Below are 22,750 nucleotides of genomic sequence, written 5' to 3'. Positions count from 1 at the left end.
GATGAGGCTTCGCCGTCATCCACCCTACGCCTTCAACGCCTCGGCATGCGGCCTCGCAGGGTGGAAAACCGCGAAGCGTTTTCCACGCGGCCCGGCGCGTCATGCAAACGCCCCGGCCGGCACCGTCACCGCCCGAAACAAACGCGTGGATGAGGCTTCGCCGTCATCCACCCTACGCCTTCAACGCCTCGGCGTGCGGTCTCGTAGGGTGGAAAACCGCGAAGCGTTTTCCACGCGGCCCGGCGCGTCATGCAAACGCCCCGGCCGGCACCGTCACCGCCCGAAACAAACGCGTGGATGAGGCTTCGCCGTCATCCACCCTACGCCTTCAACGCCTCGGCATGATGGCGCAGATGGTCATCGATGAAGCTGGCGATGAAGTAGTAGCTGTGGTCGTAGCCGGGCTGGATGCGCAGCGTCAGCGGGTGGCCGGCCGCCCTAGCCGCCGCCTCCAGCGCCTCGGGTTTCAACTGGTTGACCATGAAGTCGTCGCGATCGCCCTGGTCCACCAGGATCGGTAGCTTCTCGCCGGCTTCGCCGATCAGCGCACAGGCATCCCACTCGCGCCAGCGCGAACGATCCTCGCCCAGGTAGTTGGCAAAAGCCTTCTCGCCCCAGGGGCAGTTCAACGGATTGACGATCGGCGCAAAGGCCGACAACGACTGGTAACGGCCGGGGTTCTTCAGCGCGCAGATCAAGGCGCCATGGCCACCCATGGAGTGCCCGCTGATGCCGCGCCTGCCGGAGACAGGGAAGTTCGCCTCGATCAGCGCCGGCAGTTCGTCCACCACGTAGTCGTACATGCGGTAGTGCTGCGCCCAGGGCTGCTCGGTGGCGTTGAGATAGAAGCCGGCACCGAGGCCGAAATCCCAGGCGCCTTGCGCATCGTCCGGCACGCCGGCACCGCGCGGACTGGTGTCCGGCGCGACGACGATCAGGCCGAGCTCCGCCGCGAGGCGATGGGCGCCGGCCTTCTGCATGAAATTCTCGTCCGTGCAGGTCAGCCCGGACAGCCAGTACAGCACCGGCAGCTTCTCGCCCTGCTCCGCCTGCGGCGGCAGGTACACGGCGAAGACCATGTCGCAGTTCAGGCTGCGCGAGCGATGCCGGTAACGCTTGTGCCAGCCGCCGAAGCTTTTCTGGCAGGAAATGTTTTCAAGGGTCATGGGCCCCTCCGGGGCAGCTACGAGCCGCAAGCCACAAGCTGCAACGAGGGCAAACTTGTCGCTTGCAGCTTGAAGCTTGCCGCTGTTCAGAAATGGATAACGGTCCGGATGCTCTTGCCTTCATGCATCAGGTCGAAGGCCTCGTTGATCTTTTCCAGCGGCAGGTTGTGGGTGATGAAGGTGTCCAGCGGAATCTCGCCGCTCTGCGCCTTTTCCACGTAGCTCGGCAGCTCGGTACGGCCTTTCACGCCGCCGAAGGCCGAACCGCGCCAGACGCGGCCGGTGACCAGCTGGAACGGCCGGGTGCTGATTTCCTGGCCGGCACCGGCGACGCCGATGATGGTCGACTCGCCCCAACCCTTGTGGCAGCACTCCAGCGCCGCGCGCATCAGTTGCACGTTGCCCACGCACTCGAAGGAGTAGTCGACGCCGCCGTCGGTCATCTCGACGATGACTTCCTGGATCGGCTTGTCATGCTCCTTCGGATTGACGAAGTCGGTGGCGCCCAGCTCTTCGGCGATGGCGAACTTGCTCGGGTTGATGTCAATGGCGATGATCCGGCTGGCCTTGGCCATCTTGGCGCCGATGATCGCCGCCAGGCCGATACCGCCCAGACCGAAGATCGCCACGGTAGCGCCCTCTTCGACCTTGGCGGTATTGAGCACTGCGCCGATACCGGTGGTGACGCCGCAGCCCAGCAGGCAGACCTTTTCCAGCGGCGCTTCTTTCGGAATCTTCGCCACCGAGACTTCCGGCAGCACGGTGTATTCGGAGAAGGTCGAGCAGCCCATGTAGTGGTAGATCGGCTCGCCCTGATAGCTGAAACGGCTGGTGCCATCCGGCATCAGGCCCTTGCCCTGGGTGGCGCGCACCGAGCTGCACAGGTTGGTCTTGCCGGATTTGCAGAACTTGCACTCGCGACATTCGGCGGTATAGAGCGGAATCACATGATCGCCAACCGCGACCGAAGTGACGCCCTCGCCCACCGCCTCGACGATGCCGCCACCCTCGTGCCCGAGGATGCAGGGGAAGACGCCTTCGGAATCCTCACCCGAGAGGGTGTAGGCATCGGTATGGCAAACGCCGGTGGCGACGATGCGGATCAGCACTTCGCCGGCCTTGGGTGGCTCCACGTCCACTTCCACGATCTTCAGGGGCTGGTTGGGGCCGAAGGCGACCGCGGCGCGCGACTTGATGGTCATGGCATCACTCTCGTTGTGTGTCAGGGAAAGCAGGAAGTGTAATTCACTCTCCGGATGGCTTAATGAGCTTTTCGGGAAAACATTATTGCCAGTGAGGGACAATACGCTACCATTCGCGCAACCACTCCCTACCCCCAGGTTGGCTATGCCTGAGTTGTCTGTTGCGGATGGACGTCCTCTGCAGGAGCGGGCCATGCCCGCGAATATTCAGCGCGCAAAAGCGTCGCGGGCATGGCCCGCTCCTACCCGACGGCTTCACATTTCGAGCAACACATGATTGGACATAGCCTGCCGTTTTCCCGGAGCTTCCGATGAACCGCTGGGAAGGCCTCGACGAATTCGTCGCCGTTGCCGAATGTGGCAGTTTCATGCGTGCCGCCGAGCGCCTGCGCGTATCGTCTTCGCACGTCAGCCGCCAGGTCGCCCGCCTCGAGGAACGTCTGCAGGCACGCTTGTTCTACCGCACGACCCGCCGCGTGTCGCTGACCGAAGCGGGCCACACCTTCTTCGCCCGCTGCCAACGGCTGATCGAAGAACGCGACGAAGCCTTCCTGACGATCAGCGATCTGCATAGCGCGCCGACCGGCCTGCTGCGCATGACCGCCGCAGTGGCCTATGGCGAGCGCTTCATCGTGCCGTTGGTCAACGAATTCATGGCCCGGCATCCGCAATTACGGGTCGATATCGAGCTGTCCAACCGCACCCTCGATCTGGTGCAGGAAGGCTATGACCTGGCGATCCGCCTGGGCCGCCTCGGCGACTCGCGACTGGTCGCCACGCGCATCGCACCACGCGCGATGTACCTCTGCGCAGCGCCGGCCTACCTGGAGCGCTACGGGCGGCCGCATACCCTTTCGGAACTGGCACGGCACAACTGCCTGATCGGCACGGGCGATACCTGGGCCTTTCAGCTCGACGGTCGCGAGTACCATTTCAAACCGACCGGCAACTGGCGCTGCAACAGCGGGCAGGCCGTGCTGGATGCTGCCTTGCGCGGCTTCGGCCTGTGCCAGTTGCCGGACTACTACGTGCAGGAGCCGCTACACCGCGGCGAGCTGGTTTCGCTGCTCGAAGCCAACCAGCCTCCGAATACCGCCGTCTGGGCGATATATCCGCAGCGCCGCTATCCGTTGCCGAAGGTTCGCCTGCTGATCGAGTCGCTGAAGAATGGCCTTGCCCAGCGCCCGGAATATGCCGGCCAACTGCACTGAAACAAGCCTGACGCCACGCGTCCGAGGGGGCGGCGAACGGCGGAACCCTCCCCTACCAGCCACGTCGTACGTTGTGTAGCTGCCGTCCCTGCACGTCGCGGCAATGGGTACGCAGCATTTCAATCAGGAGGACACCATGCAGGTTCTGGTGAACAGCAATCACAGCATTGACGTTTCCAGCGATCTCGAGGAACGGGTCAAGGTGACCGTTGAGACCGAACTGGAGCGTTTCGCCGATCAGCTGACTCGGGTCGAAGTCCATCTCAACGACGAAAACAGCGGCAAAAGCGGCCCACAGCACAAGCGCTGTCAGATGGAAGCGCGAGTCAAGGGGCACGATCCCATTTCCGCCACCCACAAGGCCGAATCGCTGGACCTGGCGATCAGCGGCGCCGCCGAGAAACTCAGTCATGCACTGAGTCACGCCCTCGACAAATTCAACCGCCACTGACCATTGGCCAGCGATGCCCATTGAAGGCGCCATCGATAACCCGCGAGGGACCGAACCGACGATACTGGAGGCCACGCATGAACCGCCTGCTCGATCGCGAAACCCTTTCCAAACTGCTGTCACGGCGCGAAGGGCCGTGTCTATCCCTCTACCAACCCACCCACCGCAGCTTCCCCGAACGCCAGCAGGACCCGATCCGCTTCAAGCACCTGGTCAGGCAACTGGAGGATTCCCTCAAGCAGCAGGGGCACGCCGAGCAGGCGCCAGCGCTGCTCAAGCCGTTCTACGCACTGATCGACGACAACGACTTCTGGAACCACAGCCTCGACGGCCTGGCGGCGTTCGCCGCGAAGGATTACTTCGAGGTCTATCGCCTGCAGCGCAGCGTGCCGGAACTGGCCGTCGCCAACGAGCGCATGCACCTCAAGCCGCTGGTACGCATCGCGCAGTCGGCCGATCGCTATCAGATCCTTTGCCTGTCGCGTGACTCGGTGCGCCTGTTCGAGGGCAACCGCGACGCGCTCGATGAAGTGAAGTTGCAGGAAGCAGTACCGCGCACGCTCGCCGATGCACTGGGCAGCGATATGACCGACAAGGGCCAGAGCGGCTTCGTCCAGGGTTACAGCCGCGCCAGCGAGCGTGGCGACTCCATGCAGGTGGAAGCCGGCGGCAGCGGCAAGCAGGCGGAGATCGACCGCGACCGCGACCGTTTCTTCCGCGAGGTCGACCGGGCGATCAGCGAACATCATTCGAAGCCCTCCGGGCTGCCGCTGATCCTCGCCGCCTTGCCCGAGCAGCAGCCGCACTTCCGCCGCATCAGCCATAACGAACACCTACTGCCCGAAGGCATCGAAATCGGCCACGGCGCGTTGAGCGCCAACGAGCTACGCGAAAAGAGCTGGATGGTCATGCAGCCGCGCTATCTCAAGCGCCTCGAGGGCCTGCTCGACCAGTTCGGTGCGTCCCACGGCCAGGGCCTGGCTTCGGATCGTCTGGAGGAAATCGGCGCGGCCACCCAGCAAGGCCGTGTCGCCACGCTTCTGGTAGAGGCCGAGCGGAAGATTCCCGGGCTGGCCGACAAGACCCAGGGCAAGGCAGTTCCCAATGACGGCAGCGATGCGACGACGCCGGACCTGCTCGACGAACTGACCATCTGGACCCTGGAACAGGGCGGCGAAGTGGTCGTGGTGCCGATGGAACGCATGCCCACCGTCAGCGGAGCCGCGGCAATCTATCGCTTCTGAGGGCTATGGCAGGCAGGGCATAGGCTTAACGCTAATCAGCTAGGCCTTGTGGGGCGGTTTTTGTAGGCGCAGCGGGGGAATACCTAGCCTTGCTGGCGATCGGCAGCTCGACAGCGTCGCCAGCAAGCTGGCTCCTGCACAGGCATCCATGGCTTAGCTGACTGGCATGAGGCGCCTGTCTGCCGCCGGTTCAGGCTTTCCAGCGCTGCTCGAGCCAGAGCAGATCCTCGGGCCGGGTGACTTTCAGATTGTCCGCGCGGCCTTGCACCAGGCGCGGCGAAAGCCCCGCCCATTCGATGGCCGACGCCTCGTCGGTGATCGTTGCCCCCGCCGCCAGCGCCGCACCGAGCGAACGCTGCAAGCCGCCCAGATGGAACATCTGCGGGGTGTAGGCCTGCCAGATCACGCTGCGATCCACGGTTTCCACGACCCGACCATCCGGCCCCGCTCGCTTGAGCGTGTCGCGTGCGGGCACGGCCAGCAGTCCCCCGACCGCGTCGCCGGCCAGCTCGGCCAGCAGCGTATCCAGGTCGTCCCGGGCAAGATTGGGGCGTGCCGCATCGTGTACCAGCACCCAGTCGCCATCGCCAGCGCCGAGCGCGCGCAGACGCTGCAGGCCGTTGAGCACCGAGTCGCAGCGCTCGCTACCGCCCGCCGCGCGCTCGATACGGAGGTCGTGCGCGCACGGCAGGTCCTGCCAGTACGGATCGCCGGGCGCCAGACAGACCACCAGCCCCAGCAGCCGGGGATGACCGAGGAAACAGTCCAGCGTATGTTCGAGGATGCAGCGCCCGGCCAATTGCAGATACTGCTTGGGCCGGTCGGCGAGCATGCGGCTACCGATACCGGCAGCCGGGATGACTACCCAGAAGGCAGGAAGGTCGCGTTCGTTCATTCGATCAACTGATAAAGGGTCTCGCCCTCTTTGACCATGCCGAGTTCCTGGCGGGCACGCTCTTCGACCGTTTCCATGCCCTGCTTGAGCTCCAGGACTTCCGCCTCGAGAATCCGATTGCGCTCCAGCAGCCGCTTGTTCTCGCCCTGCTGTTCGGCAATCTGTCTATTCAGGCCGTTGACCTGAGCCAGGCTGCCCTCGCCCACCCACAGGCGATGCTGCAAGCCACCCAGGAGCAGAATCAGCACGACGAACAACCAGTAAGGGCGACGCATAGAAGGCATGAAACGGCTTCGGCTGTATTCGAATGATGGGAAAGCGATGATCGGCTGCCGCTATCCTTTCCGGGAGCCGGCTTTTCAGGATTGAAGCAAAAAAAGGCGGCTCGCGCCGCCCTTTTTCGAATCCCGCGACTCAGCCGCGGAATTCGGCACGGCCCTTGTACGGCGCCTTGCCGGCCAACTGCTCCTCGATGCGCAGCAGTTGGTTGTACTTCGATACGCGGTCGGAGCGGCACAGCGAACCGGTCTTGATCTGACCGGCGGCAGTACCCACGGCCAGATCGGCGATGGTGCTGTCTTCGGTCTCGCCAGAACGATGGGAGATCACCGCGGTGTAACCGGCGGCCTTGGCCATCTGGATGGCTTCCAGGGTCTCGGTGAGCGAGCCGATCTGGTTGAACTTGATCAGGATCGAGTTGGCGATGCCCTTGTCGATGCCTTCCTTGAGAATCTTGGTGTTGGTGACGAACAGATCGTCGCCGACCAGTTGAACCTTCTCGCCGATCTTGTCGGTCAGCGCCTTCCAGCCCGCCCAATCGGACTCGTCCATGCCGTCTTCGATGGAGATGATCGGATAACGCTGGGTCAGACCCGCCAGGTAATCGGCGAAGCCTTCGGCATCGAACACCTTGCCTTCACCGGCCAGGTCGTACTTGCCGTCCTTGTAGAACTCGCTGGAAGCGCAGTCCAGCGCCAGGGTCACGTCGCTGCCGAGCGTGTAGCCGGCCTTCTCCACCGCCTCGGCGATGGCGCCCAGGGCATCCTCGTTGGAGGCCAGGTTCGGTGCGAAACCACCCTCGTCGCCCACGGCGGTGTTCAGACCACGCGCCTTGAGCACGGCCTTGAGGTGATGGAAGATCTCGGCGCCCATGCGCAGGCCATCGGCGAAGGTCTTGGCGCCGACCGGCTGGATCATGAATTCCTGGATGTCGACGTTGTTGTCGGCATGCTCGCCGCCGTTGATGATGTTCATCATCGGCACCGGCATGGAGTACTGGCCCGGCGTGCCGTTGAGGTTGGCGATGTGCGCGTACAGCGGCAGGTCCTGATCCTGGGCGGCGGCCTTGGCGGCGGCCAGGGACACGGCGAGGATGGCGTTGGCGCCCAGCTTGGCCTTGTTCTCGGTGCCGTCGAGTTCGATCATCGCGCGGTCCAGCGCCTGCTGATCGACCGGGTCCTTGCCCAGCAGCAGGTCGCGGATCGGGCCGTTGACGTTGGCCACGGCGGTCAGCACGCCCTTGCCCAGGTAGCGGCTCTTGTCGCCATCGCGCAGTTCCAGCGCCTCGCGCGAACCGGTGGAAGCGCCGGACGGAGCACAGGCGCTGCCGATGATGCCGTTGTCGAGGATCACGTCGGCTTCCACGGTGGGGTTGCCACGGGAATCGAGAACTTCACGCCCCTTGATGTCGACGATCTTTGCCATTGTTGTTAACACTCCGTAGATAGCTGCAAGGCTTCAAGCAGTTTCGATTGGCGGGAAATTCTTGACCAGGTCATCCAGCTGCTTGAGCTGGGTGAGGAAAGGCTCCAGCTTGCTCAGGCGCAGGGCGCACGGGCCGTCGCACTTGGCGTTGTCCGGGTCCGGGTGGGCTTCGAGGAACAGCCCGGCGAGGCCCTGGCTGAGGCCAGCCTTGGCCAGGTCGGTGACCTGGGCACGACGACCACCGGCGGAGTCGGCGCGACCACCGGGCATCTGCAGCGCATGGGTCACGTCGAAGAACACCGGGTAATTCATCTGCTTCATGATGCCGAAGCCAAGCATGTCGACCACCAGGTTGTTGTAGCCGAACGAGGAGCCGCGCTCGCACAGGATCAGCCGATCATTGCCGGCTTCCTCGCACTTGGTGAGGATGTGCTTCATTTCCTGCGGGGCCAGGAACTGCGCCTTCTTGATATTGATCACCGCGCCGGTCCTGGCCATGGCCACCACCAGGTCGGTCTGCCGCGAAAGGAAGGCCGGCAGCTGGATGATGTCGCAGACATCGGCCACCGGCTGCGCCTGCCACGGCTCGTGAACGTCGGTGATGACCGGCACGCCGAAGGTCTTCTTCACCTCTTCGAAGATCTTCATCCCCTCTTCCAGGCCAGGGCCGCGGAAGGACGTGATGGAGGAGCGGTTGGCCTTGTCGAAGCTGGCCTTGAACACGTAGGGGATGCCGAGCTTCTCGGTCACCCGTACGTATTCTTCGCAGGCCTGCATGGCGAGGTCGCGGGACTCCAGCACGTTGACCCCGCCGAACAGCACGAACGGCTTGTCGTTGGCGATCTCGATGTTGCCTACGCGGATGGTCTTCTGGCTCATGCCTTCTTCGCCTTGTATTCCAGCGCGGCGTTGACGAAGCCGCTGAACAGCGGATGCCCGTCACGCGGCGTGGAGGTGAATTCCGGGTGGAACTGGCAGGCGACGAACCACGGATGATCCGGCGCCTCGACCACTTCGACCAGCGCACCGTCGCCGGAGCGGCCGGTAATCTTCAGCCCCGCCGCCTGCAGGTGCGGCAGCAGGTTGTTGTTCACTTCGTAGCGATGGCGATGACGCTCGACGATACGCTCCTGGCCATAGCATTCGAATGCCTTCGAGCCGGGCTCGAGTCCGCACTCCTGGGCGCCGAGACGCATGGTGCCGCCGAGGTCCGAGGTATCGGAGCGCGTTTCCACCGCACCACTGGCATCTTCCCATTCGGTGATCAGGCCGACCACCGGGTGGCCGCTGTTCTTGTCGAACTCGGTGGAGTTGGCATCGTTCCAGCCCAGCACGTCGCGGGCGAACTCAATGACCGCGACCTGCATGCCCAGGCAGATGCCCAGGTAGGGAATCTTGTTCTCGCGCGCATACCTGACCGTGGCGATCTTGCCTTCCACCCCGCGCAGGCCGAAACCGCCGGGCACCAGGATGGCGTCGACGCCTTCCAGCAGGCCGACGCCCTGGTTCTCGATGTCTTCGGAGTCGATATAGCGCAGGTTCACCTTGGTACGGCTCTGGATGCCAGCGTGGCTCATCGCCTCGATCAGAGACTTGTAGGCATCGAGAAGTTCCATGTACTTGCCGACCATGGCGATGGTGACTTCCTTCTCGGGATGCAGCTTGGCATCGACCACGCGATCCCATTCGGAAAGGTCGGCGCCGCGGCACTCCAGGCCAAAGCGCTCGACCACGTAGTCATCCAGCCCCTGGGCATGCAGGATGCCCGGGATCTTGTAGATGGTGTCGGCGTCCGGCAGGCTGATCACCGCGCGCTCTTCGACGTTGGTGAACAGCGCGATCTTGCGCCGCGAGGAGACGTCGATGGCGCGGTCGGAGCGGCAGACCAGCACGTCCGGCTGCAGGCCGATGGAGCGCAGTTCCTTGACCGAATGCTGGGTCGGCTTGGTCTTGGTCTCGCCAGCGGTGGCGATATAGGGCACCAGCGTCAGGTGCATCAGCATGGCGCGCTTGGCGCCGACTTCCACGCGCAACTGGCGGATCGCTTCCAGAAAAGGCTGCGACTCGATGTCGCCGACGGTGCCGCCGACTTCCACCAGGGCCACGTCGGCATCGCCGGCGCCCTTGATGATGCGACGCTTGATCTCGTCGGTGATGTGCGGGATGACCTGGATGGTCGCGCCCAGATAGTCACCACGGCGCTCGCGGCGCAGCACGTCCTCGTAGACGCGACCGGTGGTGAAGTTGTTGTTCTGGGTCATGCGGGTGCGGATGAACCGCTCGTAGTGGCCCAGGTCGAGGTCGGTCTCGGCGCCGTCATGGGTGACGAACACCTCACCGTGCTGGAACGGGCTCATCGTGCCCGGATCGACATTGATGTAAGGGTCCAGCTTGAGCATCGTGACCTTCAGGCCCCGCGCCTCCAGGATGGCCGCCAATGAAGCCGAGGCGATGCCTTTCCCCAATGAAGAAACAACACCACCCGTGACGAAGATGTAGCGCGTCATGAAAAACCCTAGAAGTCTGCGTTAAGCGGCCGGCGCCGCCGGGGGAAAGCGAAGGTGCCATTGCTCGCCGATCGGCAATAGCGCAACCGCTGCGGATTCGAAGAAACCGCAGAAGCTGTATTGAGACGGGAGCGTAGTCTACCGGAAAGGCCTTATCAGCTCAAACCGCTTAAAGGTGATGCGCGCCAATACAGGGCAGGCCATTGCGGGCTCAACTGCGGCAGATTGGCCACCGCGATCAGCTCGCCGTCGCGGTACAGCAAGGGCAGGCGCGCGCGCACGAAGCCCGGCAGGCCGGCCTCGTTCAACAGACGCTTGAGATCGCGGCGACCGCGCCCGGGCACCACGAGCACCTCGCCGCCCTGCCGGTAGCGCACCTGCAACCGGCCCAAGGGCGGCGGGCCGGCCAGCCGCAACGATCCGTTGCCGGGCAGCGTCAGAACGGCCGCCGGGTCCGGCCAGTCGATCGGCCCGACGGCCGCTTCCGACCAGCCATCGGGCAGCCACCAGACCCTCTCCTCCCCGCGCTGCAGCTCGCCACCGGCCAGCTGCCATCGCGGCGAGGCATCCGCTCGGGCGTCACGCAGGGCTTCCCAACCCGCCCAGTGATCGCCATCGGGTGCCAGCGTCAGGTCTGCCAGCCAGTGGCGCAGCGCGTTGCGCTGGCGCGCCGGCGTGAGTGCACGCAGCGCCGGCAGAGAAAGGCTGGGCAGCGGCAACCAATCGAAGCGGCTGGCACTTTGTGCCACGCCCAGATCCTGTACCGCCAGCTCGTCCAGCAAGACCTGCGCTTCGGCCATCAAGGCGGCCGTGCGGGCCATGTTCGCAGCCGCCTGTGGCCAGCGCTGCCGCAGGACCGGCATGACCCGCTGGCGCAGGTAGTTGCGCGAATGAGCGAGGCTCTGGTTGCTCGGATCCTCGATCCAGTCGAGCCCATGGTCGCGCGCATAGGCCTCCAGTTCGGCCCGTGGAACATCGAGCAACGGCCGCAGCAGCCTGCCACGCCCCAATGCCCGCTCCGGCGACATCGCCGCCAGCCCGCGCACGCCGGCGCCGCGCAGCAGGCGGAACAGCAGCGTCTCGGCCTGATCGTCGCGGTGCTGGCCGGTCAGCAGCAGCTCACCCTCGCCCAGGCAATCGGCGAACGCGGCATAGCGTGCATTGCGCGCGGCGCGCTCCAGGCTGGCACCCGGCGCGACCTGGACCCGGACCACCTGCAGCGGGACATCCAGCCGGTCGCAGATCGCCTGGCAATGCGTGGGCCAGTCGTCGGCGACGGCCTGCAGGCCATGATGCACGTGGATGGCGCCGATCGGCGGCAGTGCGTGACTTGCGGCGAGCCGCGCCAGGGCATGCAGCAGCACGCTCGAATCCAGGCCGCCGGAAAAGGCCACCCACCATTTGGGCGACGCCAGCCAGGGAGCGAGTGCACGAAGCAGACGGGATTCGAGAGGCATGCGGATGGATTCGATAGGGACTTCGGTGCCCAAGCATAAGCCAGAAACGCGCGATTACGGCTGGCCCGGGCAGGCGCTCGCCAGCACCACGCCCTCGAGCCCCAGCACTTCGCCATTGTCCGCATAGATACCGCGGCCGTGCTCCTGCACCTTTTTTTTGCAGCCATCGGCACACAGCAATCGATAGTCGAAGGCGAAGGCCCGCCGTTCGTTCAGGCCGGCCTGGACTTCGGTCCAGACGTGTTCGCGGTCGTCGGGATGGATCAGGTCGTTGAAGGTCAGGCTGTGGCTGTCCAGCAACTGCTCGGGCCGGTAGCCGGTCAGTTCCAGGCAGCCGGCGCTGACGTATTCCATGCTCCAGTGGCGGTTGTTGCGGCAGCGATAGACCATCATCGGCAGCCCGTCGAGCAGGTTGCTCAGGCTGCGGTGGCTGGCCTGCAGCGACTGGCGCCGCTGCATCTGCCCGGTGATGTCGCCCAGGCTGACGACGAAGCCGTCGGCCTGGCGGCGCAGGCGCGTCTCGACCCAACGGCGCTCGCCCAGGCGGGTCAGGTAGCGCAGCAGCAACACGTCCGTATGCGCCAGGCGCAATTGCCCCAGCGCCTGGGTCCAGGCCTGCAGATCCGCTGGATGGAGGAAGCTGGCCAACGGCCGCCCCAGGCAGGGACGGACCCGGTGGCCGGTCAGTTCACGCCAGCCGCTGTTCAACTGGCGAATGCAGCCCTCGGCGTCCAGCCGCGCCAGCGCCAACGGCAACTGATCGATGTCGCCGGACGCGGCGCGAAGCGCCTGACGCAGCCAGTCGAATACGCCGTACGGCGTCGATGGAAAAATCATGGGCGCTCCCGGTTCGGCGAACGCGCCGCCTGCTGGTCGAGAAAACCGCCGCGGTGGGCCCAGGCCGCCAGTTCCAGCCGCGAATGCAGGTTGAGCTTGGTCAGCAGGTGGCGGACATGGATTTTCACCGTGCCGTCGCTGATGCCCAGTTCCCGCGCGATCAGCTTGTTGCTCAGGCCTTCGGCGATCAGCGCCAGCGTCTGGCATTCGCGCTCGGTCAGGTCCTGCGCTGCGGCCCTGCCGGGGCTCGGCGGCACCACGCGCTGCTCTTCGGCCAGCAGCCGCATGAGCCCCGGTTCCAACGTGACCCGCCCGCGGGTGCAATCCTGCAGGTAGGCGACCAGTTGCTCCGGCTCGGTATCCTTGAGCACGTAACCATCGGCCCCGCCGCGCAGGGCGGCCAGCAGGTCGTCCTGGGAATCCGAGGCCGTGAGGACGACGACCTGGCTGTCCGGCTGCACCTGTTTGAGCGCAGCAAGCGTTTCCAGGCCGCTCATGCCCGGCATGTGCAGGTCGAGCAGGATCATCGCCGGCTCCAGCCGCTGCGCCAGCTCGATGCCTTGCGCGCCGGACGCCGCCATGCCCAGCACCTGGAAATCCGGCACCGCGCCGAGCAGTTCGGCCAGCCCGCAGCGCAGCAGCGAATGATCGTCGATAAGGATCAGCGTCAGCGGTTCGTTCATGCGCCTCTCCATAGCAGTCGCACGCAGGTACCGCGCGGCGTGCCCTTGCCGAACTCCAGCCGCGCATCGATGCCGGCGGCCCGCTCGCGCATGATGCGCAGGCCGAAGTGGCCGGTTTCCGGCAGTTCGTCGGGCAGGCCGATGCCGTCGTCTTCCACCCGCACCTCCACGCCACCCGGCCGCGCCAGCAGGCTCACCTGCACGCGGCGCGCATGGGAGTGGCGCACGACGTTGGCCAGCGCCTCGCGAATGATCTGCAACACCTGCAACTCCGCCTCGGGCGTGATCAGCCCCGCGGGGATGCGGTTGTCGAGTTCGAAGACACAACTGCTGCAACGGGCGAATTCGTCCACCGAGGCCTGCACGGCCTCGTTCAGCGTGCGGCCGTCCATGGTCAGGCGCGCCGAGGCGATGAGTTCGCGTACCTGCCGATGCAGCAGCTGCAGGGTCGCGCGCAGTTCGTCGAGCATCGGCTTCGCCGCGCACGGCTGTTCCGACGTGGCCAGCAGCGCCTGGATACGACTGGCGCGGATCTGCAGGTAGCTGAGCTGTTGTGCCACTGTGTCGTGCAGTTCGCGCGAGAGCATGGCCCGCTCGGCCGCCAGTTCGCGGCGCTGCCGGCGTCGCTCGCCAGCTAGCGCCTGCAGGGTGTCGCCAAGCAACAGCCCGACGTCGCGCAAACGGTCGCGCTGGGCCTGGCGCGGCGGCCGCGGGAAATCCACCAGCAGCGCGCCGGACTCGCCGAGGTCGGTGCTGACGCCGCATAACAGGCGGTGGCGCCCGGCACGCAGACAGCGGGCGCAGTTCATCAGCCCTCCGCCCGAGGGCAGCCGTGACGGGTCGGCCCGCCAGGGGCATTCGTCCTGTGCGTTGCAGCCCGTCACAGCCCCCAGCTGCCGCAGGCCGGCGCGCCCTTCGCCCGGCAACAGCAACGACGCCTGGTGCGCGCACAGCTCGCGCTGCAGCGCCGCCAGCATCTTCAACAGGGGTTCGTCGCTGCCCGGCTGGCGCAACAAGCGCAAGGGCAGCTCGCGCAGCAGCCGCTCGCCGGACGCGGCGTCACGGTCACGCAGCCAGGGCCAGGACCACGGCCAGCTCGCCAGGGTATTGCGCAGGGTGGTCTGCGGCGGCATCGGCTCCTCTCACAGCGGCTCCAGGGATAACGACTTGGAGCAAGTTCCGTGCCCTGCGAGGAGAAACGCGGCGAAACCGACAAATACCAGCAGGAATTTATTTTTCCCAAAGGGAAATAACGCCAGCCGCTCCTCCAGTGCCCCGGCAGACGCACCAGAACGAGGCTGCATAGGCCTTCGCCGCCTTGTTGCGGTGCCGCACGAAGGCCCGCCGGAGCGCGGCATACCCCAAACAGGGTATGCCCACGAGGAGAGTTGCAGACCGGCTTCGCTGAATTACCTTCGCTGCACCACGGCATTTCCCGGCGGATGTTCAGCCGACACTTCAAGGAGAACGACATGACCCAACGCATCGCCATCATCGGCGCCGGCCCCTGCGGCCTGGCTCAACTTCGCGCCTTCCAGTCCGCTGCCGCCAAGGGCGCGGAACTGCCCGATCTGGTCTGCTACGAGAAGCAGAGCGACTGGGGCGGCATGTGGAACTACACCTGGCGCACCGGCCTGGACGAGCACGGCGAGCCGGTGCACGGCAGCATGTACCGCTACCTCTGGTCCAACGGGCCGAAGGAATGCCTGGAATTCGCCGACTACACCTTCGACGAGCACTTCGGCCGGCCGATGGGCTCCTACCCGCCACGCGAGGTGCTCTGGGACTACATCAAGGGTCGCGTCGAGAAGGCCGGCGTGCGCCAGTACATCCAGTTCAATACCGCCGTGCGCGGCGTTGCCTTCGATGAAGCCAGCGGCAAGTTCGACGTCACCGTGCACAGCTACGACAAGGACCTGACCAGCACCGAGCGTTTCGACTACGTGGTGGTCGCCAGCGGCCACTTCTCCACCCCCAACGTGCCCTACTTCGAAGGCTTCGAAAGCTTCGCCGGGCGCGTGCTGCACGCCCACGACTTTCGCGACGCGCTGGAATTCAAGGGCAAGGACGTGCTGGTGGTGGGCAGCAGCTATTCGGCCGAGGACATCGGCTCGCAGTGCTACAAGTACGGCGCACGCTCGATCACCAGTTGCTACCGCAGCGCGCCGATGGGCTACCAGTGGCCGGAGAACTGGGAGGAGAAACCGCTGCTGAGCCACGTCAGGGGCAGCAGCGCCTTCTTTGTCGACGGCAGCAGCAAGCACATCGACGCCATCATCCTGTGCACCGGCTACAAGCACCACTTTCCGTTCCTCGCCGAGGAACTGCGGCTGAAGACCGATAACCGCCTGTGGCCGCTGAACCTCTACAAGGGCATCTTCTGGGAAGACAACCCGAAGCTGATCTACCTCGGCATGCAGGACCAGTGGTACAGCTTCAACATGTTCGATGCCCAGGCCTGGTACGCCCGCGACGTCATCCTCGGACGCATCGCCCTGCCCGACCGCGCCCTTATGCGCGCCGAGGACCTGGCCTGGCGGCAGGAGGAGGAAACCCTGGAAACCGCCCAGCAGATGTTCGAGTTCCAGGGCGAATACATCCGCCAGTTGATCGAGGCCACCGACTACCCGAGCTTCGACATCGCCGCGGTGAACAAGACCTTCCTCGACTGGAAGCACGACAAGTACGAGGACATCATGGGCTATCGCAACAAGTGCCACCGCTCGCTGATGACCGGCACCCTGGCCACCCCGCACCACACGCCCTGGCTGGAAGCGCTGGACGACTCGCTGCAGGCCTATCTGGCCGACAGCCCGGCAGCCGGCATCAAGGCGGTGGGTTGACGCTTCGAATACGTAGGAGCCGGCTTGCCGGCGACCGCTCGGTGAGTCATGACCTTCCCGGGGATCGCCAGCAAGCTGGCTCCTACAAAGAAACCGGGGCGCCCCGTACGCCCCGCATTCCCAGCCTGCGGAGCCATCCATGCAGCAACCCGTAATCAGCCGGCCGCACGAGCCGGCGCTGTTCGCCCGCGTACCTGGCCAGGAGCGACATCGCGTCGCCCCTGGCGGCCTGACGGTGATCGCCCTGGAACCCGGCGACCGCATCGAGGTGATCGACCTCGAAGGCGACCAGATCGCCGAGCTGCTGGCCTTCGCCGCCGCGGACGGGCGCGAGGCACTGGCCGCACTGGACCTGCAAGCGCAGCCCGGTGCCGACTTCATCGCCCACCTGCTGGCCGACGGTAGCGCCGAAGCGGCCCGGGTGCGCCTGGGGCTCGCCAGGCGCGATATCGATTGCCGCCAGCTACCGCCGGCCGCGCGCCTGTGGGAAGCGGCGACACCCGCCGGCTTCGCCCGCACGCTGACCGCCCAGGCCGCGCTGCTGGTGATCGTCGCCGCGCCCGGCGGCGCGACACCGGTGGACAGTCAGTTGCGCGCCAGCGAACTGCGCCTGTCGATCCAGCGCGCCAACCCGCGCCGCCTGCTCACCCCGCCCTTGCCGGAACCGCTCGGCGAGCTGGTCGACGAGTTCACCATCCATCCCGGCACCGCGCGCGACTATGCGGTCGGCGCCGGGCAGTACATCCAGGTGATCGACGTCGCCGGACGGCAGTGCTCGGATTTCGTCGCCTTCGACCGCCGCGGCCTGGACACCGGCCGCGAGGTCGACCTCGACCCCACCGTCACCCGCACCCTGAACGGCAACGCCTACCCCGGCCCCGGCCTGTTCAGCCGATTCTTCGATCGCGACATGCAGCCGATGCTGGAAGTGGTGCGCGATACCGTCGGCCGCCACGACACCTTCGCCCTGGCCTGCACCGCACGCTACTACGAAGCCCAGGGCTACTTCGGCCACGCCAACTGCAGCGACAACATCAGCCGCGCGCTGCACCAGCATGGCGTGCGCAGCCGTGCCGGCTGGCCGGCGATCAACTTCTTCTTCAACACCGGCATCGATGCGCACCAGCAACTGACCCTCGACGAGCCCTGGTCGCGCCCTGGCGACTACGTGCTGCTGCGCGCCATGACCGACCTGATCTGCGCCAGCAGCTCCTGCCCGGACGACATCGACCCGGCCAACGGCTGGCAGCCCACCGACATCCATATCCGCGTCTATTCCGAAAAGGAGCGCTTCAGTATCGCCATGGCCAACCGCAAGACGCCCGACGCCGACCCGGTGCTGACCCGCGAAAGCGGCTTCCACCCCGGCACCTCCGCCCTCACCCGCCACTTCATCGACTACCGCGGCTGGTGGACGCCCACCCACTTCGACGGCTACGGCGCCATCGAGGAATACCACGGCTGTCGCGAACGAGTGGCGGTGATGGACCTGTCCGCCCTGCGCAAGTTCGAGGTCATCGGCCCCGACGCCGAAGCGCTGCTCAATTACTGCCTGACCCGCGACGTGCGCAAGCTGGCGGTCGGCCAGGTGGTCTACAGCGCGATGTGCTACGAACATGGCGGCATGCTCGACGACGGCACGCTGCTGCGCCTGGGCCCGGACACCTTCCGCTGGATCTGCGGCGAGGACTACGCCGGCGTCTGGCTGCGCGAACAGGCCGAGAAGCTGGGCATGAAGGTGTGGGTCAAGTCCGCCTCGGAGCAGATCCACAACATCGCCGTGCAGGGGCCGCGCAGCCGCGAACTGCTCAAGCAGATGATCTGGACGCCCGGTACCCAGCCGGCACTGGAGGACCTGGGCTGGTTCCGCTTCCTGGTCGGCCGCCTGGACGACTACAACGGCTGTCCGCTGATGGTCTCGCGCACCGGCTACACCGGCGAGCTGGGCTACGAGATCTGGTGCCACCCGGACGATGCGATGAAGGTCTGGAAACGCCTTTGGCAACTGGGCGAACCGCTCGGCCTGGTGCCGCTCGGCCTGCATGCGCTGGACATGCTGCGCATCGAGGCCGGGCTGATCTTCGCCGGCTACGAATTCAGCGACCAGACCGACCCCTACGAGGCCGGCATCGGCTTCTGCGTACCGCTGAAAAGCAAGCAGGACGACTTTATCGGCAGGGCCGCACTGGAGCGCCGCAAGGAGCATCCGATGCAACGGCTGGTCGGCCTGGAACTGGACGGCAACGAGATCGCCCACCATGGCGACTGCGTACACGCCGGCCGCGCCCAGGTCGGGGTGATCACCAGCGCCACCCGCTCACCCATGCTGGGCAAGAACATCGCCCTGTGCCGCCTGGACGTGGGCTATTGCGAGCCGGGCACGCGCCTGGAGATCGGCAAGCTCGACGGCCAGCAGAAGCGCATCGGCGCCACCGTAGCCAGCGGCACCATTGCGTACGACCCGGACAAGAGTCGGGTCAGGGCGTAGCAAGCTGGAAGCTGGAAGCGAATCAGCGCGTAGGTTGGGTTGAGGAGCGCAGCGACGAAGCCCAACACGTTCATACCGGTCCCGTTGGGCTTCGCTGCGCTCAGCGCCAACCTACCCATGAGCGCCCGTCTGCATTCGATCTTGGAAAGGGAATTGCTTGGCAATCAGGCGGTGGCGGTCGATACGAAAGCGGCCGCCTCGTATCACCTACTCGAGGAGAACCGGCCGATGTGGTTCAGCAATGCTTCCCGGAACCTGGCCGACGAGCTCGGCCCCCTATTCGATCGACTGCTCGCCGAACAGCCACTGCAGTTGCATGCGCAGCCCAACCTGCAGCGCCAGCCGCACCTGCTGGCCCGCCTGGAACGTCTGCAACGGCATTGCGAGGAGCTGCAGCGCAACCGCCGCGATGCCGAAAGCGCCCCGCCGCCGCCCTGCACGGCGGCGCAGTACGCCGAGCTACAGCATCGCCTGGAGGCCTCCGAGGCGCGCCAGGGCGAGTTGCAACGCGATCTGCTCGACCATCAGCGGCTACTGGCCGAACTGCAGATCGAGCGCAGCGTCTGGCAGGAAGAGCGGCAGGTCTGGGAACTGACCAAACGGACCCTGACCGAAGGCTGCTGGGACATGAATGTGGTCGACGGCAACCCCGACCACCCGCAGAACCTGATCCGCTGGTCCGATCAGTTTCGCGCGCTGATCGGCTACAGCCGCGAGGAATTCCCCGACGGCTGGGACAGCTATTTCGCGGTGGCCAATCCGGACGACGTGAAGAACGTCATGCAGGTTTTCGGAGCGGCCATGAGCGATACCGCTGGCGACGGCTCCTATGCCGTGGAATATCGCATGCGCCACAAGACCCGCGGCGAGGTGTGGTTTCGCGAGCGCGGCCGCTGCCTGCGCAGCGACCAGGGCGTGCTGCTGCACGTCACCGGCGCGGTGCGCGAGATCAGCGACGAGAAGAGCGCCGCCGAGATGCACGAACGCGAACAGGCCAGCATCCAGACCACCTATGGGCAGATCGCCCAGGTCGCCGGCGTGATCAAGGGCATCGCCGAGCAGACCAACCTGCTGGCGCTCAACGCCGCGATCGAAGCGGCCCGCGCCGGCGAGCAGGGTCGCGGCTTCGCGGTGGTGGCGGACGAGGTGCGCAACCTCGCCCGGCGTACCCAGGAGTCGGTACAGCAGATCCAGGCCATGTTGCAGCACAGGGACGAGGCGGGCTGAGTGCCCGCCAATGCGGACACCGCGAACCAATTTCAGGCGTGGGCGTTGGCATTTGTACAGAAAAGGGGCACGCCCTCCTGACAACGAGGCGCTGGAAGCCTTCTGCGACGCGCCACGGTGGTTCTGGCACAAGGCTTGCTTTTTCTTCACGAGAACTTTTTATAACTATAGATAAAAACACAGCAACATCTTGTTCAGGCGCGACCGCCACTGATCTGCCGGTGACAACCAACTCCAACTACTGCATCGAGGATTCGGCGATGGAAGAGCAGACGATACCCACTCTGCAAGAGCTGCAGGCTCTGATAGAAATGACCAACACCTTGAATATGGAAATATTCTATTGGTGGTGTACGGCCTTGATGATTTTGATTCATGCCGGCTTCCTGTCCTACGAAATCGGCGCTTCTCGCCTGAAGAACGCGCTGGCCGCCGGCGTCAAGAACATCCTGGCCTTCGGCTTCGTCGTTCCCAGCGTGTTTCTGCTCGGCTGGGCCGTCTACAACGCCTTTCCCGACGGTCTGGTGCCGCGCATGGACGCGCTCATGGCCGCGATGCCCTGGAGCGAATCCATGGGGCCGAACCTGCAGGACAACGCCACCGGCATCTTCTGGGGCGCCTTCGCCCTGTTCGCCGCCACCACCGGCTCGATTCTCTCCGGGGCGATCATCGAACGTGCCCGCATGAGCGCCTTCATCATCCTCACCATTGTCCTCGGTGGCTTTATCTGGCTACTGGCGGCCGCCTGGGGCTGGCATCCGGAGGGCTGGCTCACCGTCCAGTTCGGCTACCATGACGTCGGCGCCGCCGGCGTGGTGCACATGATCGCCGGCTTCTTCGCGCTGGCCGTGGTGATCAACCTCGGCGCGCGCATCGGCCGCTTCAATCCGGACGGCTCGGTCAACCCGATCGTCGGCCACAGCATGCCGATGAGCGTGGTCGGCCTGATGCTGATCATCGTCGGTTTCTTCGGCTTCCTCGGCGGCTGCATCATCTACAACAGCGGCGCCCAGTGGATCAACATCTACGGCCAGCCGACCAACCTCTCCGCCTTCGCCTTCAACACCCTGATGGGCTTCGCCGGCGGCCTGATCGGCGCCTACCTGACCACCCGCGAGCCGTTCTGGATGATGTCCGGCGGCCTGGTCGGCATCATCTCCGTGGCCCCCGGCCTGGACCTGTACCACCCCGGCCTGGCCTACCTGATCGGCATGGGTGTCGCGGCAGCCGCGCCGCTGGTCAACAACCTGCTGCTCAAGTTCCGTCTTGACGACGCGGTCGGCGCCTTCGCCGTCCACGGTTTCAGCGGTTTCGCCGGCCTGCTCATCAGCGGCGTGTTCCTCTCCGGCTATCCGAACGTCAACGGCATGGCCGAGATCAGCTTCACCGGCCAGCTGGTCGGCGCCCTGGTCATGGCCGCACTGGGCTTCATCCCCGGCTACGCCATCTCCTACGGCCTGAAGAAGCTCGGCATGCTGCGCGTACCGGCCCATGCCGAGGAACGCGGGCTCGACCTCACCGAAGTACCGGCCCAGGCCTACCCGGAATGGAGCGCCATGTACGGCCACGCCACCATCGACGACGGCCGCGAATTCACCACCCTCGTCGTCGAAACCAAACCCGCCTGACGGCCCAACCCGGGGCGTGCCGCTGAGCGCCACGCCCCCTGCACAGGAGCTTGACCATGAGCATCAGTACTTTCGAAGGCGCCGCCGCGGTTTTCACCTTCGCCGACAAGCCCGCCATCCTGATGGTGATCACCTTCTTCGTCGCCGCCGTGAGCCTGTTCGCCCTGGTGGCGACCATGATCCACGAGAAGCACAGCTATTCCGACCCGGAACCGAAGAAACTGAAACACTGAGCCGCCGGCCCGTACCCATGCCAGGGTACGGGCCCGCCGCATCGCGCACCGATGCGAGAGCCCGTTCAGCGCCCGTTTGTCCGTCGTTCCCTTCCCTGCGGGCAAAGCCGCTGGATGCCAGCCCCCCGCGGCGGCGCCTTCATCCCACCCGCCACCGGGCAATTCCCGCATGACCGCAGCCCTCTGCGCCCGCCGGATTGCCGCAGTGGCGCCGCACCGATCGCAACCGCCTGACACGGGAGACCTCCATGTGGTGGAGTACCGGACGTGAACCCAGGGCGCCCCGCCCGCAATGGCAACGAGCCCTGCTCGAGGGCGACATCGATGCCGCCCTCGCCCTTGAGGCCGGGCAGATGCCCGCCGCCTTGCGCGCCCGCCTGACGGTCCCGCCGCCAGCGCCCGTCGCGGACGAATCCGCCGCCATCGCCGCCCTGCTCGGCCGCCTGGAAGCCCTGCAGCGGCATACCCGTCAGGCCATCGAGCAGGTCGAGAACGTCTTTGGCGAGATCAGCGCACGCAGTGGCGAACAGTTGCGCTACGTTGGCGACACGCGCGGCTTTCTCGACGACAGCAGCGCCGGCGCCGAACAGCTGCGCAGCGATGTCGGCCTGGAACTCAAGGCCACGCACCGCTTCTTCTCCGAACAGTTCACCGAGCTGGTCGGCCTGATCGACGAACGCTCCGAGGCCTCGCGCAAGGTCATCGGCGACATCGACAACATCGGTCGCACCGTACAGCTGCTGTCGCTCAATGCCGCCATCGAGGCGGCCCATGCCGGCGAAGCCGGGCGCGGCTTCGCGGTGGTCGCCAACGAGATCCGCAACCTCGCCCTGCGCACCCAGGAGAACGCCCGCCAGGCCTACGAGCAGATCGACCTGGGCATCCTCGCCGAACGCCTGAACGAACTGCTCGACGCCTCCGAGACGCGTTTCGATCTGCTCAGCGCGCGGGTCGGCGAATCCCTGGCCACGCTG

The 22,750-nt window shown here is 65.6% G+C and carries 19 protein-coding genes and 2 pseudogenes; 9 read left to right on the top strand and 12 right to left on the bottom strand.

The window, feature by feature from the left end:
* Positions 1 to 320: 320 nt before the first annotated feature.
* On the bottom strand, positions 321 to 1,166 hold the full coding sequence (gene fghA, locus IN820_RS04090; protein ID WP_193679752.1) for an S-formylglutathione hydrolase: 846 nt from the start codon (positions 1,164 to 1,166) through the stop codon (positions 321 to 323).
* Positions 1,167 to 1,252: 86 nt separating this feature from the next.
* The gene (locus IN820_RS04085) at positions 1,253 to 2,368 is read right to left on the bottom strand and encodes an S-(hydroxymethyl)glutathione dehydrogenase/class III alcohol dehydrogenase (protein WP_193679751.1); all 1,116 of its coding nucleotides are present in this window, start codon (positions 2,366 to 2,368) and stop codon (positions 1,253 to 1,255) included.
* A gap of 311 nt (positions 2,369 to 2,679) precedes the next feature.
* Here IN820_RS04085 and IN820_RS04080 point away from each other — a divergent pair, with 311 nt between their 5' ends.
* The 3 genes from IN820_RS04080 (at position 2,680) to IN820_RS04070 (ending at position 5,274) form a co-directional block, all read left to right on the top strand.
* Positions 2,680 to 3,579, top strand: a complete 900-nt coding sequence (locus tag IN820_RS04080) for a LysR substrate-binding domain-containing protein (protein ID WP_193679750.1) — start codon at positions 2,680 to 2,682, stop codon at positions 3,577 to 3,579.
* A gap of 136 nt (positions 3,580 to 3,715) precedes the next feature.
* Positions 3,716 to 4,030, top strand: a complete 315-nt coding sequence (locus IN820_RS04075) for an HPF/RaiA family ribosome-associated protein (RefSeq protein WP_193679749.1) — start codon at positions 3,716 to 3,718, stop codon at positions 4,028 to 4,030.
* Positions 4,031 to 4,107: 77 nt separating this feature from the next.
* A complete protein-coding gene (locus IN820_RS04070) occupies positions 4,108 to 5,274 on the top strand; it encodes a baeRF3 domain-containing protein (protein WP_193679748.1) in 1,167 nt (388 codons plus the stop codon).
* A 190-nt stretch (positions 5,275 to 5,464) separates the two neighbouring features.
* Here the strand turns inward: IN820_RS04070 and ispD are convergent, their stop codons facing one another.
* The 9 genes from ispD to IN820_RS04025 form a co-directional block, all read right to left on the bottom strand.
* Positions 5,465 to 6,169, bottom strand: a complete 705-nt coding sequence (gene ispD / locus IN820_RS04065; RefSeq protein ID WP_193679747.1) for a 2-C-methyl-D-erythritol 4-phosphate cytidylyltransferase — start codon at positions 6,167 to 6,169, stop codon at positions 5,465 to 5,467.
* Positions 6,166 to 6,444 carry a cell division protein FtsB gene (ftsB, locus tag IN820_RS04060; RefSeq protein ID WP_193679780.1) on the bottom strand — a complete coding sequence of 93 codons (279 nt, stop codon included), beginning with the start codon at positions 6,442 to 6,444 and terminating at the stop codon, positions 6,166 to 6,168. Before ftsB ends, ispD begins: the two co-directional genes overlap by 4 nt.
* A 139-nt stretch (positions 6,445 to 6,583) precedes the next feature.
* Positions 6,584 to 7,873 carry a phosphopyruvate hydratase gene (eno, locus tag IN820_RS04055; protein WP_193679746.1) on the bottom strand — a complete coding sequence of 430 codons (1,290 nt, stop codon included), beginning with the start codon at positions 7,871 to 7,873 and terminating at the stop codon, positions 6,584 to 6,586.
* Between the two features lie 33 nt (positions 7,874 to 7,906).
* On the bottom strand, positions 7,907 to 8,752 hold the full coding sequence (kdsA, locus tag IN820_RS04050; RefSeq protein ID WP_193679745.1) for a 3-deoxy-8-phosphooctulonate synthase: 846 nt from the start codon (positions 8,750 to 8,752) through the stop codon (positions 7,907 to 7,909).
* On the bottom strand, positions 8,749 to 10,380 hold the full coding sequence (locus IN820_RS04045) for a CTP synthase (protein ID WP_193679744.1): 1,632 nt from the start codon (positions 10,378 to 10,380) through the stop codon (positions 8,749 to 8,751). The genes kdsA and IN820_RS04045 overlap by 4 nt, the downstream gene beginning before the upstream one ends.
* A gap of 155 nt (positions 10,381 to 10,535) precedes the next feature.
* Positions 10,536 to 11,837: a tRNA lysidine(34) synthetase TilS gene (gene tilS, locus IN820_RS04040; RefSeq protein ID WP_193679743.1), complete on the bottom strand. Its 1,302-nt coding sequence runs from the start codon at positions 11,835 to 11,837 to the stop codon at positions 10,536 to 10,538.
* Positions 11,838 to 11,891: 54 nt separating this feature from the next.
* Positions 11,892 to 12,674 carry a PAS domain-containing protein gene (locus tag IN820_RS04035; RefSeq protein ID WP_193679742.1) on the bottom strand — a complete coding sequence of 261 codons (783 nt, stop codon included), beginning with the start codon at positions 12,672 to 12,674 and terminating at the stop codon, positions 11,892 to 11,894.
* Entirely contained in the window at positions 12,671 to 13,357 is a 687-nt protein-coding gene (locus IN820_RS04030; RefSeq protein ID WP_193679741.1) for a response regulator, read from the bottom strand. The genes IN820_RS04035 and IN820_RS04030 overlap by 4 nt, the downstream gene beginning before the upstream one ends.
* Positions 13,354 to 14,490 carry a sensor histidine kinase gene (locus IN820_RS04025; RefSeq protein ID WP_193679740.1) on the bottom strand — a complete coding sequence of 379 codons (1,137 nt, stop codon included), beginning with the start codon at positions 14,488 to 14,490 and terminating at the stop codon, positions 13,354 to 13,356. Before IN820_RS04025 ends, IN820_RS04030 begins: the two co-directional genes overlap by 4 nt.
* 339 nt (positions 14,491 to 14,829) lie before the next feature.
* Here IN820_RS04025 and IN820_RS04020 point away from each other — a divergent pair, with 339 nt between their 5' ends.
* The 3 genes and pseudogenes from IN820_RS04020 to IN820_RS22835 all read left to right on the top strand — a co-directional run.
* Positions 14,830 to 16,200 (top strand): NAD(P)-binding domain-containing protein, encoded by a 1,371-nt coding sequence (locus IN820_RS04020; RefSeq protein WP_193679739.1) that lies wholly within the window; start codon positions 14,830 to 14,832, stop codon positions 16,198 to 16,200.
* A gap of 139 nt (positions 16,201 to 16,339) precedes the next feature.
* Positions 16,340 to 18,688 (top strand): DUF1989 domain-containing protein, encoded by a 2,349-nt coding sequence (locus IN820_RS04015; RefSeq protein WP_193679738.1) that lies wholly within the window; start codon positions 16,340 to 16,342, stop codon positions 18,686 to 18,688.
* A 117-nt stretch (positions 18,689 to 18,805) separates the two neighbouring features.
* Positions 18,806 to 19,891 (top strand): annotated as a pseudogene (locus IN820_RS22835) (methyl-accepting chemotaxis protein); the annotation flags it as partial.
* A 218-nt stretch (positions 19,892 to 20,109) separates the two neighbouring features.
* On the opposite strand, the gene IN820_RS22510 reads toward IN820_RS22835, so the two are convergent.
* Positions 20,110 to 20,292: a hypothetical protein gene (locus IN820_RS22510; protein ID WP_235989063.1), complete on the bottom strand. Its 183-nt coding sequence runs from the start codon at positions 20,290 to 20,292 to the stop codon at positions 20,110 to 20,112.
* On the opposite strand from IN820_RS22510, the gene IN820_RS04005 reads away from it, so the two are divergent.
* The 3 genes and pseudogenes from IN820_RS04005 to IN820_RS22910 all read left to right on the top strand — a co-directional run.
* Positions 20,278 to 21,543 carry an ammonium transporter gene (locus IN820_RS04005; RefSeq protein WP_235989066.1) on the top strand — a complete coding sequence of 422 codons (1,266 nt, stop codon included), beginning with the start codon at positions 20,278 to 20,280 and terminating at the stop codon, positions 21,541 to 21,543. The genes IN820_RS22510 and IN820_RS04005 overlap by 15 nt on opposite strands.
* A 56-nt stretch (positions 21,544 to 21,599) precedes the next feature.
* Positions 21,600 to 21,776, top strand: a complete 177-nt coding sequence (locus IN820_RS04000) for a hypothetical protein (protein ID WP_193679736.1) — start codon at positions 21,600 to 21,602, stop codon at positions 21,774 to 21,776.
* Positions 21,777 to 22,024: 248 nt separating this feature from the next.
* A pseudogene (locus IN820_RS22910) lies at positions 22,025 to 22,732 on the top strand (methyl-accepting chemotaxis protein); the annotation flags it as partial.
* Between the last annotated feature and the right edge of the window lie 18 nt (positions 22,733 to 22,750).

The sequence above is a fragment of the Pseudomonas lopnurensis genome, assembly GCF_015070855.1.
GTDB lineage: Bacteria > Pseudomonadota > Gammaproteobacteria > Pseudomonadales > Pseudomonadaceae > Stutzerimonas > Stutzerimonas lopnurensis.
This window is presented reverse-complemented; position numbering and strand designations above follow the sequence as displayed.

Excerpts from the sequence above, each read along its gene's own strand:
- IN820_RS22510 (WP_235989063.1), bottom strand. The coding sequence starts at position 20,292 with ATGAATCAAAATCATCAAGGCCGTACACCACCAATAGAATATTTCCAT.
- kdsA (WP_193679745.1), bottom strand. The coding sequence starts at position 8,752 with ATGAGCCAGAAGACCATCCGCGTAGGCAACATCGAGATCGCCAACGAC.
- IN820_RS04015 (WP_193679738.1), top strand. The coding sequence starts at position 16,340 with ATGCAGCAACCCGTAATCAGCCGGCCGCACGAGCCGGCGCTGTTCGCC.
- IN820_RS04080 (WP_193679750.1), top strand. The coding sequence starts at position 2,680 with ATGAACCGCTGGGAAGGCCTCGACGAATTCGTCGCCGTTGCCGAATGT.
- IN820_RS04085 (WP_193679751.1), bottom strand. The coding sequence starts at position 2,368 with ATGACCATCAAGTCGCGCGCCGCGGTCGCCTTCGGCCCCAACCAGCCC.
- IN820_RS04075 (WP_193679749.1), top strand. The coding sequence starts at position 3,716 with ATGCAGGTTCTGGTGAACAGCAATCACAGCATTGACGTTTCCAGCGAT.
- fghA (WP_193679752.1), bottom strand. The coding sequence starts at position 1,166 with ATGACCCTTGAAAACATTTCCTGCCAGAAAAGCTTCGGCGGCTGGCAC.
- IN820_RS04025 (WP_193679740.1), bottom strand. The coding sequence starts at position 14,490 with ATGCCGCCGCAGACCACCCTGCGCAATACCCTGGCGAGCTGGCCGTGG.
- IN820_RS04035 (WP_193679742.1), bottom strand. The coding sequence starts at position 12,674 with ATGATTTTTCCATCGACGCCGTACGGCGTATTCGACTGGCTGCGTCAG.
- IN820_RS04000 (WP_193679736.1), top strand. The coding sequence starts at position 21,600 with ATGAGCATCAGTACTTTCGAAGGCGCCGCCGCGGTTTTCACCTTCGCC.
- IN820_RS04045 (WP_193679744.1), bottom strand. The coding sequence starts at position 10,380 with ATGACGCGCTACATCTTCGTCACGGGTGGTGTTGTTTCTTCATTGGGG.
- IN820_RS04005 (WP_235989066.1), top strand. The coding sequence starts at position 20,278 with ATGATTTTGATTCATGCCGGCTTCCTGTCCTACGAAATCGGCGCTTCT.
- ftsB (WP_193679780.1), bottom strand. The coding sequence starts at position 6,444 with ATGCGTCGCCCTTACTGGTTGTTCGTCGTGCTGATTCTGCTCCTGGGT.
- ispD (WP_193679747.1), bottom strand. The coding sequence starts at position 6,169 with ATGAACGAACGCGACCTTCCTGCCTTCTGGGTAGTCATCCCGGCTGCC.
- eno (WP_193679746.1), bottom strand. The coding sequence starts at position 7,873 with ATGGCAAAGATCGTCGACATCAAGGGGCGTGAAGTTCTCGATTCCCGT.
- IN820_RS04020 (WP_193679739.1), top strand. The coding sequence starts at position 14,830 with ATGACCCAACGCATCGCCATCATCGGCGCCGGCCCCTGCGGCCTGGCT.
- IN820_RS04070 (WP_193679748.1), top strand. The coding sequence starts at position 4,108 with ATGAACCGCCTGCTCGATCGCGAAACCCTTTCCAAACTGCTGTCACGG.
- tilS (WP_193679743.1), bottom strand. The coding sequence starts at position 11,837 with ATGCCTCTCGAATCCCGTCTGCTTCGTGCACTCGCTCCCTGGCTGGCG.
- IN820_RS04030 (WP_193679741.1), bottom strand. The coding sequence starts at position 13,357 with ATGAACGAACCGCTGACGCTGATCCTTATCGACGATCATTCGCTGCTG.